The sequence below is a fragment of the Lachnospira pectinoschiza genome (genome assembly GCF_020564355.1).
Classification (GTDB): Bacteria; Bacillota; Clostridia; order Lachnospirales; family Lachnospiraceae; genus Lachnospira; species Lachnospira intestinalis.
Map to the genome: position 1 here is coordinate 601,110 of NZ_JAJCRR010000001.1, position 16,067 is coordinate 617,176.

Here is a 16,067-nt window from a genome sequence, read left to right on the forward strand (position 1 = left end):
GTTGTAGTAAAATCTTTTTACAGAAGAAAGTAAATTAAATGGATAAGAACACTTCAGATAAAAAGGCAGATAAGAATGATACCATTAATAATATAAACCAAAATAAAGAAACAACTTAATAAAATAAGTTCAAAACAGAAAAAAGTTCAAATAAATAATAATAAGCTTGCTTTTTTGCCGGAAACATTGTATGATAATGCAAGCTACAGAAAAATAAGCAATGAACTAGGAGGATTTTATGCAGTACAGTGAAATGAGCAAAGAAGAATTATTAACCTTACAGGCTGAGTTAAACCAGCAGTATGCAGAAGCAAAAGCAAAGGGATTAAATCTTGATATGTCAAGAGGTAAGCCGTCTGCAACACAGCTGAATGTATCTTTGGGTCTGTTAGATGCAATTAACGCTTCTTCTGATTTAAAGGCAGAAAACGGAACAGACTGTAGAAATTATGGTGTATTAGACGGAATTCCGGAAGCTAAAAAGCTGATGGCAGATATGATGGGCACCACTCCTGAGCATATTATTGTTTATGGTAATGCAAGTCTGAATATTATGTACGATCAGGTATCAAGAGCTTACACACACGGTATTTTAGGAAACACACCTTGGGGCAGGCTTGACAAGGTGAAGTTCTTATGTCCGGTACCGGGATATGACAGACATTTTGCAATCACAGAACATTTTGGTATTGAAATGATTAACATTCCAATGTCAGAATCTGGTCCGGACATGGATATGGTAGAACAGTATGTAAACAACGATGAAACCGTAAAGGGTATCTGGTGTGTTCCAAAGTATTCAAATCCACAGGGCTTTACTTATTCAGACGAAACCGTAAAGCGTTTTGCAAACTTAAAGCCGGCAGCAAAGGACTTCAGAATTTTTTGGGATAACGCTTATGTGATTCATCATTTATACGATGACAAGCAGGATGAAATCTTAGACATCATTTCTGAATGTGAAAAAGCAGGAAATCCGGATATGGTATTTGAATTTGCATCCACTTCAAAGGTCAGCTTCCCGGGTTCAGGTATTGCGGCACTGGCTTCATCAGAAGCAAATCTTGCAGACATTAAGAAGTCACTGACAATCCAGACAATCGGATATGATAAGTTAAACCAGTTACGTCATGTAAGATATTTTAAGGATATCAACGGTTTAAAGGAACATATGAGAAAGCATGCAGAACAGATGCGTCCAAAGTTTGAAGCGGTACTGGAAGTGTTAAATACAGAACTTGGCGGACTGGGTATCGGTTCATGGTACGCACCAAGAGGCGGTTACTTCATTTCATTTGATGCAATGGAAGGCTGCGCGAAGGAAATCGTTGCAAAGTGTAAGGAAGCCGGTGTAAAGCTTACAAATGCCGGTGCAACATTCCCTTACGGAAAAGACCCAAAAGACAGCAATATCAGAATTGCACCGTCATTCCCAACACCGGAAGAGATGGCACAGGCAGCTGATTTATTTGTTCTTTGTGTAAAACTGGTAAGCGTAGAGAAGCTTCTTGCAAAATAATTACAGAAATTGATATAATAAAAGGGCGGTCGCACAAAGAAGGATTTGCATAAAAATGCAGATGCTTGGAAATGTGCGAAAGCCCTTTTATAGTTATATCATTTACAGCACAAATATATGCGGAGATGGAGGAAGAAAAATGGCACAGTTTGGATTTATTGGAATGGGAAATATGGGATATGCGATGTTAAACGGCGTACTTGGAGAATTTGCACCGGGACAGATTATATTTACGACACCGCACAAAGAAAAATGTGAAAAAATCAGCGCACAGACCGGTGTAAAATATGCCGAGAGCAATGCAGAATGTGCAAATAACGCAAAGTATATTATTTTAGCCGTTAAGCCGCAGATGTACGATGCAGTTTTAAAGAACATTGAAAATGTGATTACATCGGAGAAGGTCATTATCTCTATTGCGCCGGGAATTACGATTGACAGTATTAAGGGGAAATTAGGCGGCAGTGTGCGTGTTGTCAGAGCCATGCCGAATACACCGGCGCTGGTAGGTGAAGGAATGACAGGCATCAGCTATAATAAAGAAGAATTTACAATCGAAGAACGCGACACGATAGAACAGTTCTTCCAGTCCTTCGGTGAAGTAGTTACCGTGCCGGAGCATTTAATGAGTGCCGTTGTATGTGCAAGCGGCAGTTCACCGGCATATGCGTATATGTTTATCGAAGCGCTGGCAGACAGCGTTGTAAAATACGGTATCCCAAGACAGGACGCTTATAAGCTGGCGGCACAGACACTTTTAGGTTCAGCCAAAATGGTATTACAGACTGGAGAACATCCGGGCAAATTAAAAGATAACGTATGCTCACCGGCAGGAACAACAATTCAGGGTGTTGCAGCGCTGGAAGAATACGGATTTAGAAATGCTGTGATAAAAGCAACGGATAAGTGCTATGAGGCATGTACAAAAATAAAATAGATCAAAAATGGAGAATTGTATGGAACATATTGAAAGAGTTCAGAGAGAATTAAAATACAAAGGCACAATTTTATCCATGTATGCGGATACGATTAAAGTGCCAAACGGCAATACGGCGGTCTGGGATTTTATAGGACATCAGGGGGCAGCGGCAGTTGTGCCGGTCACAGATGACGGTAAAATTTTAATGGTAAGACAGTACCGCAATTCGGTAGACCGTTATACACTGGAAATTCCGGCGGGCGGATTAAACAGCAAGGACGAACCGACGATTGAAGCAGCTGCAAGAGAACTGGAAGAAGAAACAGGATATGCTTCAGAGCATTTAGAACCACTGATTTCAATTGTTACGGCAATTGCCTTCTGTGACGAGGTCATTGACATTTATCTGGCAACCGGTTTAAAAAAGACACAGCAGCATTTAGATGAAGATGAGTATATTGATGTCTATGCGTATACACCACAGGAACTTGCCGATATGATTTACAGCGGCAAGATTCAGGATTCTAAAACAGTTGCGGCGATTATGGCATATATCAACCGCAAGTAGCATATATTGTCCCATAAATGAAAAAGACAGGAACATTGATGGATATGGAATGTCTGTAAAATGGGGGATTGTGTGAAAACAAAAAGATTTTTGATGCAAAATTTTTTGCTGCGCCATCGGTTTGCGGTGACATTTTTTGCCGGTATCTGTATCGGAACCGGCTATGCGAATATAGCGTACCGTTATCAGGCTGCATTGCCGGAAATTTACAATCAGCATTATTTGTCGGCATATGCGGACATTACAATGAATTATTATGCACTATGGAAGTATATTATCCGGTATCGTTTCAGGGATTTACTGCTGATAGGCATGATGGGGCTGACGGCATTCAGAAAATATTTGATTGCATTTTATATTGCGTATCTGGGAATTTGTGCCGGAATGCTGGTTTCTACATCGGTGATGTATTACGGACTGGCAGGAATCGGACTGTATCTGGCGTCGGTTGTGCCGCAGTATATTCTGTATGGAACAGCGCTGTATTTTTTGTACCAAATGTTTTATGTTCATCATCTGACCGGAAAAAATGTACTTATGATTGCGGCAATTGCTGTGATTCTGGTAGGGGCAGGAACGTATACGGAAGCGTACTGTAATCCGTTGATTTTAAAAAAGCTGTATGGGTATCTTTACTGAGAACCCATACAGCTTTTGTTTTCTTTTATAGGAAAGACTGTTTGTGAAAATTTTATGCAAATTTTTATACAAGGTCTGCAATATCGTATAACAGACGTTCAGATTCTTCCCAGCCAAGGCAGGCATCGGTAATGGATTTACCGTAAACACCCTCGCCGACTTTCTGGTTGCCAGGCTCAATATAACTCTCAATCATGACACCTTTGACAAGCTGTTTCACATCGGCAGAGTGCTTGCAGCTGTGCAATACTTCTTTGACAATACGAATCTGTTCAAAATACATTTTAGAGGAGTTGCTGTGGTTGGCATCGACAACAACGGCAGGATTCTTCAAATCTTTGGTCTTATACATATTGGAAAGGCGCATTAAATCTTCGTAGTGATAGTTTGGAATACACTGACCATGCTTGTTGACCGCACCACGTAAAATGGTGTGAGCCAGTTCGTTGCCCGGTGTATTGACTTCCCAGCCGCGGTAAATAAAGGTCTGCTTTGCCTGTGCGGCAACAACAGAATTCAACATGACGGATAAATCACCGCTGGTCGGATTCTTCATACCGGCAGGAACATCCATTCCACTGACAGTCAGACGATGTTGCTGGTCCTCTACGGAACGTGCGCCGACTGCGACATAAGATAACACATCTGCTAAATACCAGTAATTTTCAGGGTAAAGCATTTCATCGGCAGGCATCAGCTCGGTCTGTTCCATGACGTTGATGTGCATTTTACGGATTGCAACCAGTCCGCCGAGTAAATCAGGCTTCTTTTCAGGGTCCGGCTGATGTAACATTCCCTTGTAACCGGTACCGGTTGTACGCGGTTTGTTTGTGTATACGCGCGGAATAATAATTACTTTATCTTTGATTTTTTCCTGTACCTTTTTTAAACGAAGCGTATAATCTAAAACAGCAGCTTCGTTGTCGGCGGAACATGGCCCGATAATTGCAAGAAATTTATCAGATTTTCCCGTAATAACATCGCGGATTTCGGCATCGCGCTGTGCCTTTAAACGGGCAATCCTTTCAGGCACCGGGAAATCTCTTTTAATTTCATTAGGTGCCGGAAGCTTTTTAACAAATTCAAAACTCATTGATTTTTCCTCATTTCTATTTCTTATATTTGTACTTCTGATGATGTCGGGGTCAAAAGCCCCAACAATGATGCCTGCGGATTGTTCCGTGCTACGCACTCCCACAATCCGCCCCAATATTCGCATATCGCGGGATTATTATCCCGCTTTTATGCTCATATCGGGGCGGGGCGCAAGGTCTTTCACCCACTTATGAGCAAGCTCATGTGGTTTCAGACCTTTTGCCCCTGGCATCTGCCGATTAAAGAATTATATTATATTTTATAAGAAATGTAAATATAGTTTGATTTTTAAAACGTTGATTCCACGTAAAAAAGTGTTATGATATAACTAGCGTAAGCAATGAGCCGTGCCAGCTAAAAGCGCAAAAGGAAGCAGACATTTACTTTTTCTGTGCGATTAACGAACGAATATCCTGCAAAGCAGGATGAGAAGCGCGTAAGCGCGAATTCGCGAGTGTACGGAGGGGAGAAAATGTATTAAAAAATTAAAATTAAAATATAGAAGGGACGGATTTACATGGCAGAGGTAAAAAGAGTAATCTGGATCGTGTTAGACAGTGTCGGTATCGGGGAGCTTCCCGATGCGGACAAATTTGGTGATGTCGGAAGCAATACGCTTTGCAATACGGCAAAAGCAGTCGGTGGTTTAAAAATTCCGAATATGGTTCAGTTAGGTATCGGAAATATTGCGGGCATTACAGGCATTGAAAAATGTGAACAGCCAAAGGGCTGTTACGGACGGCTGGCAGAGATTTCTAACGGAAAAGATACAACGATTGGACACTGGGAAATGACAGGAATTTATTCGCCGGATCCGTTTCCGGTTTATCCGGACGGCTTTCCGCAGGAAGTGATTGAGCCGTTTATAAAAGAAACCGGAGTTTCCGGAATTCTTGGAAATATTCCGGCATCGGGAACAGAGATTATTAAACAGCTGGGTGAGGAACATATCCGCACCGGAAAACCCATCATCTATACATCGGGCGATTCTGTTTTTCAGATTGCGGCACATGAAGATGTGATTCCGGTTGAGCGGCTGTATGAGCTGTGTCATACGGCAAGACGGATTCTTACCGGAAAACACGCGGTGGCAAGAGTCATTGCAAGACCGTTTACCGGTGAAAACGGCGTGTATACAAGAACGCCGAACCGCCGTGATTTTTCGTTAAAGCCCTCGACAGACAATATTTTATGCCGCGTGCAGGACAAAGGACTGTCTGTAATCGGTGTCGGCAAGATAGAAGACATTTTTGCGGGAGTGGGTATCGGTGAAGCAACGCACACCAAAGACAATCAGGACGGCATTGACGTTACCCTGCGGTATATGAAACAGGAAAATGAAGGCATTATTTATACAAATCTTGTTGAATTTGATTCGGCATGGGGACACAGAAACGATGTTAAAGGATACGCACGCGGACTGGAAGAATTTGATGCGCGTCTGCCGGAGATTTTTGCGGCAATGCGTAAAGACGACATGCTGATTATTACGGCAGACCACGGCTGTGACCCGACGACACCAAGCACAGACCATTCAAGAGAGTATGTGCCGCTTTTAATGTATGGGGAAGCGTTAAATAAAAATGTGGATTTAGGCACGGGAAAGACATATGCCAATATTGCACAGACAATTGCAGACATTTTCGGTACAGAACCAACAACAATCGGAGAAAGCTATGCAAAAAAAATTTTAAAAAATGAATCGGATAACCGTAAAAACGGATAAATCGGGTTCATAAAAAGGAGCAGGTTAGTGTGAAAAATAGCGCAGATGCGTTTATTTTTCACACAGCACTTTGTGCCGCAGGCGTCACAAAGTCGCTTTTTATCGCAGAGCCAAATAAGATTTGGCTCGCGATTCCTCCGGCATTAAAATGCCTGCGGAATGGAGATTAATATGAGAATGTATGATATTATCAAAACCAAGCGGGACGGCGGTGTGCTTTCCAAGGAGCAAATTGATTACTTTGTGAAAGAATACACAAATGGAATGATTCCTGATTATCAGGTGGCGGCGCTGTTAATGGCGGTTTATTTTCAGGGCATGAATGAAGCGGAAACGCTGGCACTGACACTGGCAATGGCAGAAAGCGGCGACTGTCTTTCGCTGTCTGCCATTCACGGTGTAACGGCGGATAAGCACAGCACCGGCGGTGTGGGCGACAAGACGACCCTGGTACTCGCACCGATGGCGGCAGTGCTGGGCGTTAAAATGGCAAAAATGAGCGGCAGAGGGCTTGGACACACCGGTGGAACGATTGACAAGCTGGAGAGTTTTCCAGGGTTTAGCACGGCGCTTTCTGAAGAAAAATTTATACAGAATGTCAACACAATCGGCATGGCGATTACAGGTCAGACCGGAAATTTAGCGCCTGCCGATAAAAAGCTGTATGCGTTAAGAGATGTAACCGATACCGTGGACAGTCTGCCGTTAATCGCAAGCAGTATCATGAGTAAAAAGATTGCGGCGGGAGCAGATACGATTGTGCTTGATGTAAAAGTGGGCAGCGGCGCATTTATGAAAACGGAAGAAGCTGCCCGAAAGCTTGCAAAGGAAATGGTGCGTATCGGACACGGTGCGGGCAGAAAGACCGCCGCAGTCATTTCGGAAATGGATGAACCGTTAGGGTTTGCCGTCGGAAATGCGTTAGAGGTGATAGAAGCCATTGATACGTTAAAGGGCAACGGACCCAAAGACCTTGAAGATTTGTGTGTGGCACTCGGTTCGTATATGCTCGTATCGGCAGGAAAAGCGGATTCTTTGGAAGAAGCCGCAGATAAGCTCAGAGGGACATTAAAGGACGGCTCTGCTTATGAAAAAATGATTGAATTTGTGACGGCACAGGGCGGCAGCAGGGAAGATGTGGAAAATCCACAACGTCTGCTTCATGCCACATATACCGATACGATTACTGCGCCAAAGACGGGCTATATTGCCCATATCCAGTCCGAGGAAGTCGGACTTGCCGCAATGACGGCAGGCGGCGGCAGGGAAACAAAGGATTCCGTGATTGATTTATCGGCAGGAATTGTGTTAAACAAAAAAGTCGGTGATTTTGTAAAAGAAAATGAGCCGCTAGCCAGGCTTTATGCCAATGATAAGGTTAAGCTTGAAGCGGCAAAGAAGCGGCTGGCAGGCGCATATTCATTTTCGGAAGAACCTGTACCGGCACGCCCGCTCATTCACGGTGTTATTACGGAAAAAGACATTTAATGAAAAAATACAGGATAAAATATCTGATAAAGTTTTAAGGGTATGTGACATCGGTTAAAAACAGACCGCAGGGCGGAAGTGTCGGACCGGCAAGCGGACGGCTTTTTCCTTCAATAATTGCGGGAATCTGTGCGGCGGGAATCTGCCCCAGTCCCACAGACAGCAGTGTACCCGATAAAATACGCACCATATTGTATAAAAAGCCGTTTCCACAGAAGGTAAAGCGTAAAAGCTCTATGCCGGAGGGCAGTGTGACCGTATCAACAGTGACAGAATCAATCCGGCGCACATGGGATTTACCGGGCGTTTTATCCGAGGTAAAGCTGGTAAAGTCGTGTGTGCCGCACAAGGCATCGGCGGCGGTGCGCATTTCAGGATAAGAAAGCGGCGGCAGGTCAGCATTTTTTAAACGGAACGGTGTGTCAGCAGGGCAGTATGCGTAGTTTTTGAAAAAAACGTCCGGTTTGCCTGAAAGCATTGTGTAATATGTATACGTTTTGCTGACGGCGCTTTTGCGGCTGTGAAATCCGGCGGAAACAGGGCGGATACTTGTTACACGGATATCGGACGGCAGGGTTTTGTTAAAGTCCGTTAAAAACTGTGTATCCTGTATATTTAAAGAAGCACGGCAGAAAAAATCCGCGTACTGGCGCAGTGCGTGGACACCGGCATCGGTGCGACCGCTTCCGGTAATGCGTATGCTTTCCTTAAAATATGCAGACAGGGCATTTTCTAAAATTCCCTGAACGGTATCGGGTTCATTTGCAAGGCGCTGCCAGCCGCGGTGGGCAGAACCGTCATATTGAATGGCTATCAGATAATGATTCATAACAGTAGTCCTTATTTGTCGTTATTTATAGGAATCCGGGGCTGTGAACGTGCAGGACACGGCATACAGCAGACATTCCTAAGTGTAGATTTTACTGAGATTGTAGCATAAAATGTAAACACTTACAATTTGTATTGTAATTTTGTAGGAAATATGGTAAGATATAGATAATTAAGGCAAATTGAGCCAATTTTTTTTAGAAAAGGAGAATTGTAATGGAAGTAAGACCAGGTGCAAATCCAGCAGACGTAAAGAATTACGACACAGACAGATTAAGACATGATTTCCTGATTCAGGATTTATTCGCAGTAGATGAGATTAAGACAATCTACAGCCAGATTGACAGAATTATTGTAGGTGCAGCAACACCGGCAAAGAAGACATTAGTATTAGAGGCAGGTGCTGAGCTTCGTGCAAAGTATTTCCTCGAAAGACGTGAAATGGGTATTATCAATATCGGTGGTAACGGTACAGTTACAGTTGACGGTACAGAATACAAGTTTAAGTACAAGGACGGTATGTATATCGGAATGGGTGCAAAAGAAATTTCATTTGCAAGTGATGATGCTTCAAATCCTGCAAAGTTCTATTTCAACAGTGCACCGGCACACAAGACTTATCCGACAGTATTTATCGACCCTGCAAAGGACATTCTTCCTGAAAATAAGAAGGAACTTGGATGTCTTGAAAGTGCAAATCACAGAACAATCAACAAGTACATTCTTCCGGGACAGGTTGAAAGCTGTCAGCTTGAAATGGGTATGACATGCCTTGAACCGGGCAGTGTATGGAATACAATGCCATGTCATACACATGACAGAAGAATGGAAGTTTATCTGTACTTTGAAGTACCGGATGACGCTGTTGTTTTCCATTATATGGGTGAACCGACAGAAACACGCCACATTGTTATGAGAAATGAAGAAGCAGTTATTTCACCGAGCTGGTCTATCCATTCAGCTTCTGCAACACATGCTTATACATTTATCTGGGGCATGGTTGGTGAAAATCAGGACTTCGATGACATGGATGATGTCGATATGAAGGACTTACGCTAATATCCGTATAATCTGCGGTATTGGGATTTACATAATTTACCGGAATGGTATCCGCAAGGGTTTCATTTATAAACAAACTAAGAAAAGGAGATTTTAAAATGTCAGTAAATTTTTCACTTGAAGGAAAAGTTGCTTTAGTTACAGGTGCTTCTTACGGTATCGGTTTCGCTATCGCTAGCGGTATGGCTAAGGCTGGTGCAACAATCGTTTTCAACGATATTAAGCAGGAATTAGTAGATAAGGGACTTGCAGCATATAAGGAAGCAGGTATCGATGCTCACGGATATGTTTGTGACGTTACAAGCGAAGAACAGGTTAATGCTATGGTAGCTCAGATTGCTAAGGATGTAGCTCCTATCGATATCCTTGTAAACAACGCTGGTATCATCAAGAGAATTCCAATGTGCGATATGACTGCTGAACAGTTCAGACAGGTTATCGACGTTGACTTAAATGCACCTTTCATCGTATCTAAGGCAGTTATCCCTTCAATGATCGAAAGAGGTCATGGTAAGATTATCAACATCTGCTCTATGATGTCAGAATTAGGCCGTGAAACAGTTTCAGCTTACGCTGCAGCTAAGGGTGGTTTAAAGATGCTTACAAGAAATATCTGTTCTGAATATGGTCAGTACAATATCCAGTGTAACGGTATCGGACCTGGTTATATTGAAACACCTCAGACAGCTCCGTTAAGAGAACGTCAGGCAGATGGTTCAAGACATCCATTCGATCAGTTCATCTGTGCTAAGACACCTGCTAACAGATGGTTAAAGCCGGAAGAATTAGCTGGTCCTGCTGTATTCTTAGCTTCAGAAGCTTCAGATGCAGTAAACGGACATATTCTTTACGTTGATGGTGGTATCTTAGCTTATATCGGTAAGCAGCCACAGTAAATTAAAAGAGCCGGTAAAATCCGCAGTGCGAATCCGCAATACGGATACATACCTATAAAAGAACGCAGGAATGATTTCCTGCGTTCTTTTTAATGTTGTGGGTGGCCAGGCGGGGATAAGCGCCTGAGCTGATTGAATATTTGTACCATTTATTCGATTTTTAGCATCCTGTATCCGATTCCAATATGTGTTTGAATATATTGGATATCATTTTGGGAAACCTCAAGTTTCTTTCGGAGTGTTGCCATAAAAACGCGCAGGGAAGCAATATCATTTTCAAGGCTGCTGCCCCAGATTTGCTGAGTAATATAGGTGTGTGTTAATACTTTTCCGACATTGCGGGAGAGCAGGCACAGGAGTTTGTATTCAATTGGCGTTAAATGAAGCTCCACACCATTTAGATAGGTGCAGCCGGCCGTATAATCTATTTTTAGCTGACCGTTTATAAAAACAGAGGATTCCTGATTTTCGTCGGATTGAATAATTGCAAGACGGCGCTGGGTAACGCGTATGCGTGCAAGAAGTTCTTCAACGGAAAAAGGTTTCGTAATATAATCATCAGCACCGGCATCAAGGGCTTCTATTTTATCAGCATCCTCACTTCTGGCGCTGATGACAATAATGGGCATATTGGACCATGTCCGGATGTTTTTGATTACATCAACACCTTCCATATCGGGAAGACCAAGATCAAGCAGTACAATATCCGGATTATGGGACGAAGCTTCTAAAATGGCCGAATTTCCGTTTTCGGCGGTCAGATATTTATAGTCGTGTGTTTTTAATGCGGTTACAATCAGATTGCGTACAGGACGGTCATCTTCAACAACCAGAATTAATAATTTATTCATTTAATGTCACCTCGCTTAGTGGTAGTGTAAAAGTAAAAATACAGCCATGTGGTACATTGTCAGTAAGATTAAGTTTTCCATTATGTGCTTCAATAATAGAATGGCAAAGCGCAAGTCCAAGACCAAGACTGCGATGACTGTCAGCAATTGTGTTTTTTCCGGTATAAAACATTTCAAAGATATGCGGTTTTATTGGATCGGGAATACCCGGACCGTTATCCGTTACGCTGATTTGTGCTTCTGCGCTTTTTTTGACGGCATGGATATAAATTGTTGAACCTGCAGGTGTATATTTTACAGCATTGTCAATCAAATTAACAAGAACCTGAATAATAAGGCGCACATCCATACGGGCAAGAATTAATTCATTACAGTCGGCAATGATTTTATGATTGTCGTGTTTCCGGTTAATATGCCGCAGTGATTCTGCAATAACTTCATCTACAAGCTGGTCGGTAAATTTAAATTTTAACCGTCCGTCATTTAATCTTGTAATAGATAACAGGTTTTCTACTACACCAATCAGCCATTCAGAATCGTCATAGATATCCGTGTAAATCTGATGTTTAGTTGACGTATCGAGGCAGGTATCATTGTTTAGCAGCATATCGGCATTGCCATAGATGGAACACAGCGGGGTACGCAGATCATGGGAAATTGCCCGTAAAAGATCGGCACGAAGCTGTTCGTTTTTTGCTAAAATCGCATTTTTTTCTTTTTCTATTGCATTTTGCGAATTTTCCATGGCAAGAGCACATTCGTTAATAACGGAAAGCAGAATACTGTGCTCAAAGGAATCCAGGGAGTCTTTTTTTACGGGAATTCCAATGACACCATACACATTATTTCCGATACGGATTGCAAGATATAGACATTCTGCATCGTTAAAATGACGGGTTGTGGCACCGGCGCGTTTTTTATTCTCATACACCCATTTGGCAATTTCATATTCCTTTTCGGTTAAAATGTCTTCTGCGGGAGTCTCCTTTTTATTAAAAAAAAGCTGCCCCTTTGAGAGTGTGCCTTGCTCTGCGACGTAGGCTGTAATATTGCGGTTGAGCAGCCGGGCAAGCTGTGAGCAGGTAATACTAAGAATCTCTGTACTGCCGGTTGCTTTTTGCAGTAAGCGGTCGGTATCAAATAAAATTTGTGTCCGGAATGCAAGCTGCGCAGAGATCTTTGCATGCGTTTTTAATTTAGCTGCAAGTGTTCCGGTCAGTACAGAGGATATCAGCATAATCAAAAAAGTTACGGGATATCCAACGGCATAAGTCTGAAAAGACATACGTGGTTCGGTCAGGAAGAAACAAAATAGGACCACACTCAAACAAGAACTGCAAATACTGCAAAGATATCCGTTTGTTACAATAGAAGTGAGCAGTACGCCAAGGATGTATATTGTAACAATATTTGTATCTGTAAATTTCAGCTTTTGAAACAGCAATCCGATGAGTGTACAGATGGCAAATATGGATATTGTTAAAAAGCAGTCTTTTAAGGATGGTTTGTTGGTATACAGTAAAGGCTGCTTTTTAGGATAAATTTCTGATTTAACAGCATCCGGAATAATATGAATATCAATGTCAGGAGCTGCTTTAATCAACTGCTCTGTGAGTGCGGCCCTGCTGAAAAAATGGCTTCGTTTTGCATTGCTCTGTCCAATAACGATTTTTGTAACATTAGATAGATGTGCGTATTCTGCAATTTGAACAGGAATATTTTCACCATGCGTTGTTACAATTTCTGCACCGAGTTTTTCAGCAAAATGAATATGTTCTTCAAGCCTTTTTTTATCAGATGTATCCGATAATATTCTGTTTTGAACATAAAGCGCGGTAAAACGTGCATGCAGGGCAGCAGCCATTGCTGCTGCGGTATGCACAATTTTTTTATTGGAAGGAGAGGAAGACAGACAGACTAATATGTGTTCTTCTGTCCGGTCTGAACCATTTGTGTATGTCTTATCCATTTATTTCACCACCATTGTCCGATTTGATTTATTATACCATGATATAGAATGATAATCTTCGATTTTTTAAAATTTTATGCTTCAGAAGTTGTTTTACCAATCTTCATGATCATTACCATTTGTGTTATCATCTTCCATGGCATCATCTTTTTGAAGTTTATCGCGTAAGCTGTTAATAAAGCGGTCGATTTTGGACATAATCCAAAAGCCGACGATAATAAAGATAAAAAGTAAACTGAAAGCAAGAAATATATCTGTCATTAGAACCATCTCCTTACCTATTAAATATGAAAACATTTTTGAATTGCTTTATATTCACCAAGAACTAATAAAGTAATATTATTGGTAAACAAAGTGTTTGTTGAGACAGACATATTAATTTTTCCGTTGCTTTTAACAGCCATAATATTGATATTATATTTTTTACGGATATCCAGTTCACCGACTGTTTTGCCAATCCAGCCGGAAGGAACTTCAACTTCAATAATAGCGTGGGAAGCATCCACCTCCATATAGTCCAGAATGTGATCATCGGTATATCGGATGGATGCCCATTTTGCTACCTGTTTTTCAGGATAAATGACTTTATCTGCACCATTGCGTAAAAGAAATTTTTCCTGGACATCACGTTCGGCACGGGAAATGACTAATTTCCCACCAAGCTCTTTTAACAGTGATGTAGTTTCAAGCGAATTCTGGAAGCTTCCACTGATAGTAACAAAGCAGATATCAAAATTTCCAATGCCAAGTGATTTTAAAAAATCAGGGTTGGTACTGTCGCCAATCTGTGCATTAGTAACAAATGGAAGAATGTCATTGACTCTTTCTTCATCCGTGTCAATAGCCATAATATCATGACCAAGCTGGCTGAGCTGAATTGCAATGTGTCTGCCGAAACGTCCGAGTCCGATAAGTAAAATGTTTTTCATAATAATCCTCATTTCTAAGCGACTTTGTTGTGAAGTTGCGATGAGAAATTCGCGCAGGCGATTTCTCATCTGCAATCATGGCTATTTGTTTTCGCTCAGAAACAAATAGCCGTGTGAAAAATAAGCGCATCAGCGTTATTTTTCATAATGATCCTCATTGTATTATCCAATAGTTATTTTTTCTAAAGGCATTTTTGCATTGTTTCTGTTTTTATTAGACAGAATTGCGTAAATTAATGTTAGTCCGCCGACACGCCCGAGATACATAAGAAGAATCAATATAAAACGGGACAGAATGTGCAGCTTTGGAGTAATGCCCAATGTCAGTCCAACGGTACAGACCGCAGATACAGCCTCATATAAACAGCTTGAAAGAGGAAGACCTTCGTAAATACTGATTGCAATGCCACCGGTGAAAAAAAGTATAAAGTACATCATCGTAATGGTTGCTGCATTTTTTATAGCCTGACAGTCAAAGCGGCGTCCAAAGGCACAGACATCTTCTTGGTTGCGGAAAGTTGCCAAAGCATTTAATAACAGAACCGCAAAGGTGGTTGTCTTTATACCTCCGGCAGTAGAGCTTGGAGAACCGCCGATAAACATAAGCAGAATCATAACAGCCTGTGAAGAATCCGTCATGGATGAAATATCGGCTGTATTAAATCCGGCGGTTCTGGGAGTTACGGATTGGAAAAGAGAGAGTATCAGCCTCTTTCCAAACGGTAATTCTTTAAAATTACAAAGAAAGAAAAGTACAGCCGGAAGGATAATTAAAAGAGCTGTTGTTGTAAGGATGATTTTGCTTTGCATGCGGTATCTTTTTATATGAAATTTATGTGTATAGATATCGTCCCAGGTAAAGAAACCGATACCTCCTGCAATAATTAAGAACATAATGATAATATTAATGATATAATTATTGCTGTAACCTGTAAGAGATGGATAAAGGCAGTCTTTGCTTCCCAGAATATCAAATCCCGCGTTACAAAAAGCGGATATGGAATGAAATACAGACATCCAGAGACCATTTATCCCAAAATCATGAATAAATACGGGCATCATAAGCAAGGCACCTAGAAATTCAATGATAAAAGTTCCTTTTAAAATAAATTTTGTCAAACGGACAATGCCGCCGATTGTCGGTGCTGAAATGGCATTTTGCATGGTGCTGCGCTGCATAAGGGATATTTTTCTGCCGGAAAGCATAAAAACGAATGCGGCAACCGTTACAACACCAAGTCCGCCGGTCTGTATGAGTATTAAAATAATCAGCTGCCCTACAAAGGACCAGTAGCTGCCGGTGTCCTGTACAACAAGGCCGGTTACGCATACAGCGGATGTGGATGTAAACAGAGCCTCGTTAAAAGGTGTGATTGTCCCCGTGGCAGATGAAATGGGCAGCATTAAAAGCAATGCACCGACAAAAATAATTCCGGCAAAGCCAAGAATAATAAATTGAAAAGATGTAAGGTGTTTTTTTCTATGTAATGTTTCTAACATATATAACAGCTCCTTGTTGAGTTAAATGGTTTTGCAATGATTATTATATAGAATACAGTTTAAAGATGGTGTAAGGGTATT

General features: G+C 41.6%; 15 protein-coding genes. 8 read left to right on the forward strand and 7 right to left on the reverse strand.

Features of this window, described 5'->3' with window-relative positions; all coding sequences use genetic code 11:
• Positions 1-238 precede the first annotated feature (238 nt).
• The 4 genes from LI288_RS02860 (at position 239) to LI288_RS02875 (ending at position 3,645) form a co-directional block, all read left to right on the forward strand.
• Complete coding sequence (locus LI288_RS02860; protein ID WP_227089368.1) at positions 239-1,519, forward strand: aminotransferase class I/II-fold pyridoxal phosphate-dependent enzyme; 1,281 nt, start codon at positions 239-241, stop codon at positions 1,517-1,519.
• A 139-nt stretch (positions 1,520-1,658) separates the two neighbouring features.
• On the forward strand, positions 1,659-2,456 hold the full coding sequence (proC, locus tag LI288_RS02865; protein ID WP_022432213.1) for a pyrroline-5-carboxylate reductase: 798 nt from the start codon (positions 1,659-1,661) through the stop codon (positions 2,454-2,456).
• Between the two features lie 19 nt (positions 2,457-2,475).
• Positions 2,476-3,006 (forward strand): NUDIX domain-containing protein, encoded by a 531-nt coding sequence (locus LI288_RS02870; RefSeq protein WP_227089369.1) that lies wholly within the window; start codon positions 2,476-2,478, stop codon positions 3,004-3,006.
• Positions 3,007-3,078: 72 nt separating this feature from the next.
• A complete protein-coding gene (locus tag LI288_RS02875; RefSeq protein WP_227089370.1) occupies positions 3,079-3,645 on the forward strand; it encodes a hypothetical protein in 567 nt (188 codons plus the stop codon).
• A gap of 64 nt (positions 3,646-3,709) precedes the next feature.
• Here LI288_RS02875 and LI288_RS02880 read toward each other — a convergent pair whose 3' ends face one another.
• On the reverse strand, positions 3,710-4,738 hold the full coding sequence (locus tag LI288_RS02880; RefSeq protein ID WP_022432210.1) for a 3-deoxy-7-phosphoheptulonate synthase: 1,029 nt from the start codon (positions 4,736-4,738) through the stop codon (positions 3,710-3,712).
• A gap of 519 nt (positions 4,739-5,257) precedes the next feature.
• Here LI288_RS02880 and LI288_RS02885 point away from each other — a divergent pair.
• On the forward strand, positions 5,258-6,466 hold the full coding sequence (locus LI288_RS02885) for a phosphopentomutase (RefSeq protein WP_227089371.1): 1,209 nt from the start codon (positions 5,258-5,260) through the stop codon (positions 6,464-6,466).
• A gap of 171 nt (positions 6,467-6,637) precedes the next feature.
• Complete coding sequence (locus LI288_RS02890; RefSeq protein WP_022432208.1) at positions 6,638-7,954, forward strand: pyrimidine-nucleoside phosphorylase; 1,317 nt, start codon at positions 6,638-6,640, stop codon at positions 7,952-7,954.
• Between the two features lie 34 nt (positions 7,955-7,988).
• Here the strand turns inward: LI288_RS02890 and truA are convergent, their stop codons facing one another.
• Entirely contained in the window at positions 7,989-8,783 is a 795-nt protein-coding gene (gene truA / locus LI288_RS02895; RefSeq protein WP_227089372.1) for a tRNA pseudouridine(38-40) synthase TruA, read from the reverse strand.
• Between the two features lie 215 nt (positions 8,784-8,998).
• Here truA and kduI point away from each other — a divergent pair, with 215 nt between their 5' ends.
• Together kduI and LI288_RS02905 are read left to right on the forward strand one after the other, a co-directional pair.
• Positions 8,999-9,841, forward strand: coding sequence for a 5-dehydro-4-deoxy-D-glucuronate isomerase (gene kduI / locus LI288_RS02900; protein ID WP_022432206.1), 843 nt, complete (start codon positions 8,999-9,001; stop codon positions 9,839-9,841).
• 98 nt (positions 9,842-9,939) lie between these two features.
• Positions 9,940-10,737: a gluconate 5-dehydrogenase gene (locus LI288_RS02905; RefSeq protein WP_227089373.1), complete on the forward strand. Its 798-nt coding sequence runs from the start codon at positions 9,940-9,942 to the stop codon at positions 10,735-10,737.
• A gap of 149 nt (positions 10,738-10,886) precedes the next feature.
• Here the strand turns inward: LI288_RS02905 and LI288_RS02910 are convergent, their stop codons facing one another.
• The 5 genes from LI288_RS02910 to LI288_RS02930 form a co-directional block, all read right to left on the reverse strand.
• Positions 10,887-11,588 carry a response regulator gene (locus LI288_RS02910; protein ID WP_022432204.1) on the reverse strand — a complete coding sequence of 234 codons (702 nt, stop codon included), beginning with the start codon at positions 11,586-11,588 and terminating at the stop codon, positions 10,887-10,889.
• The gene (locus tag LI288_RS02915) at positions 11,581-13,557 is read right to left on the reverse strand and encodes a DUF4118 domain-containing protein (RefSeq protein WP_227089374.1); all 1,977 of its coding nucleotides are present in this window, start codon (positions 13,555-13,557) and stop codon (positions 11,581-11,583) included. Before LI288_RS02915 ends, LI288_RS02910 begins: the two co-directional genes overlap by 8 nt.
• A 93-nt stretch (positions 13,558-13,650) precedes the next feature.
• Positions 13,651-13,818 carry a hypothetical protein gene (locus LI288_RS02920; RefSeq protein ID WP_227089375.1) on the reverse strand — a complete coding sequence of 56 codons (168 nt, stop codon included), beginning with the start codon at positions 13,816-13,818 and terminating at the stop codon, positions 13,651-13,653.
• A 20-nt stretch (positions 13,819-13,838) separates the two neighbouring features.
• Positions 13,839-14,486, reverse strand: a complete 648-nt coding sequence (locus tag LI288_RS02925) for a potassium channel family protein (RefSeq protein ID WP_227089376.1) — start codon at positions 14,484-14,486, stop codon at positions 13,839-13,841.
• 162 nt (positions 14,487-14,648) lie between these two features.
• A complete protein-coding gene (locus LI288_RS02930) occupies positions 14,649-15,986 on the reverse strand; it encodes a TrkH family potassium uptake protein (RefSeq protein WP_227089377.1) in 1,338 nt (445 codons plus the stop codon).
• Between the last annotated feature and the right edge of the window lie 81 nt (positions 15,987-16,067).

What these genes read in the sequence shown, in the direction of transcription:
- kduI (WP_022432206.1), top strand. Translation starts at nt 8,999, where the DNA reads ATGGAAGTAAGACCAGGTGCAAATCCAGCAGACGTAAAGAATTACGAC.
- LI288_RS02910 (WP_022432204.1), bottom strand. Translation starts at nt 11,588, where the DNA reads ATGAATAAATTATTAATTCTGGTTGTTGAAGATGACCGTCCTGTACGC.
- LI288_RS02860 (WP_227089368.1), top strand. Translation starts at nt 239, where the DNA reads ATGCAGTACAGTGAAATGAGCAAAGAAGAATTATTAACCTTACAGGCT.
- LI288_RS02920 (WP_227089375.1), bottom strand. Translation starts at nt 13,818, where the DNA reads ATGACAGATATATTTCTTGCTTTCAGTTTACTTTTTATCTTTATTATC.
- LI288_RS02915 (WP_227089374.1), bottom strand. Translation starts at nt 13,557, where the DNA reads ATGGATAAGACATACACAAATGGTTCAGACCGGACAGAAGAACACATA.
- truA (WP_227089372.1), bottom strand. Translation starts at nt 8,783, where the DNA reads ATGAATCATTATCTGATAGCCATTCAATATGACGGTTCTGCCCACCGC.
- LI288_RS02925 (WP_227089376.1), bottom strand. Translation starts at nt 14,486, where the DNA reads ATGAAAAACATTTTACTTATCGGACTCGGACGTTTCGGCAGACACATT.
- LI288_RS02890 (WP_022432208.1), top strand. Translation starts at nt 6,638, where the DNA reads ATGAGAATGTATGATATTATCAAAACCAAGCGGGACGGCGGTGTGCTT.
- LI288_RS02880 (WP_022432210.1), bottom strand. Translation starts at nt 4,738, where the DNA reads ATGAGTTTTGAATTTGTTAAAAAGCTTCCGGCACCTAATGAAATTAAA.
- LI288_RS02930 (WP_227089377.1), bottom strand. Translation starts at nt 15,986, where the DNA reads ATGTTAGAAACATTACATAGAAAAAAACACCTTACATCTTTTCAATTT.
- proC (WP_022432213.1), top strand. Translation starts at nt 1,659, where the DNA reads ATGGCACAGTTTGGATTTATTGGAATGGGAAATATGGGATATGCGATG.
- LI288_RS02885 (WP_227089371.1), top strand. Translation starts at nt 5,258, where the DNA reads ATGGCAGAGGTAAAAAGAGTAATCTGGATCGTGTTAGACAGTGTCGGT.
- LI288_RS02870 (WP_227089369.1), top strand. Translation starts at nt 2,476, where the DNA reads ATGGAACATATTGAAAGAGTTCAGAGAGAATTAAAATACAAAGGCACA.
- LI288_RS02905 (WP_227089373.1), top strand. Translation starts at nt 9,940, where the DNA reads ATGTCAGTAAATTTTTCACTTGAAGGAAAAGTTGCTTTAGTTACAGGT.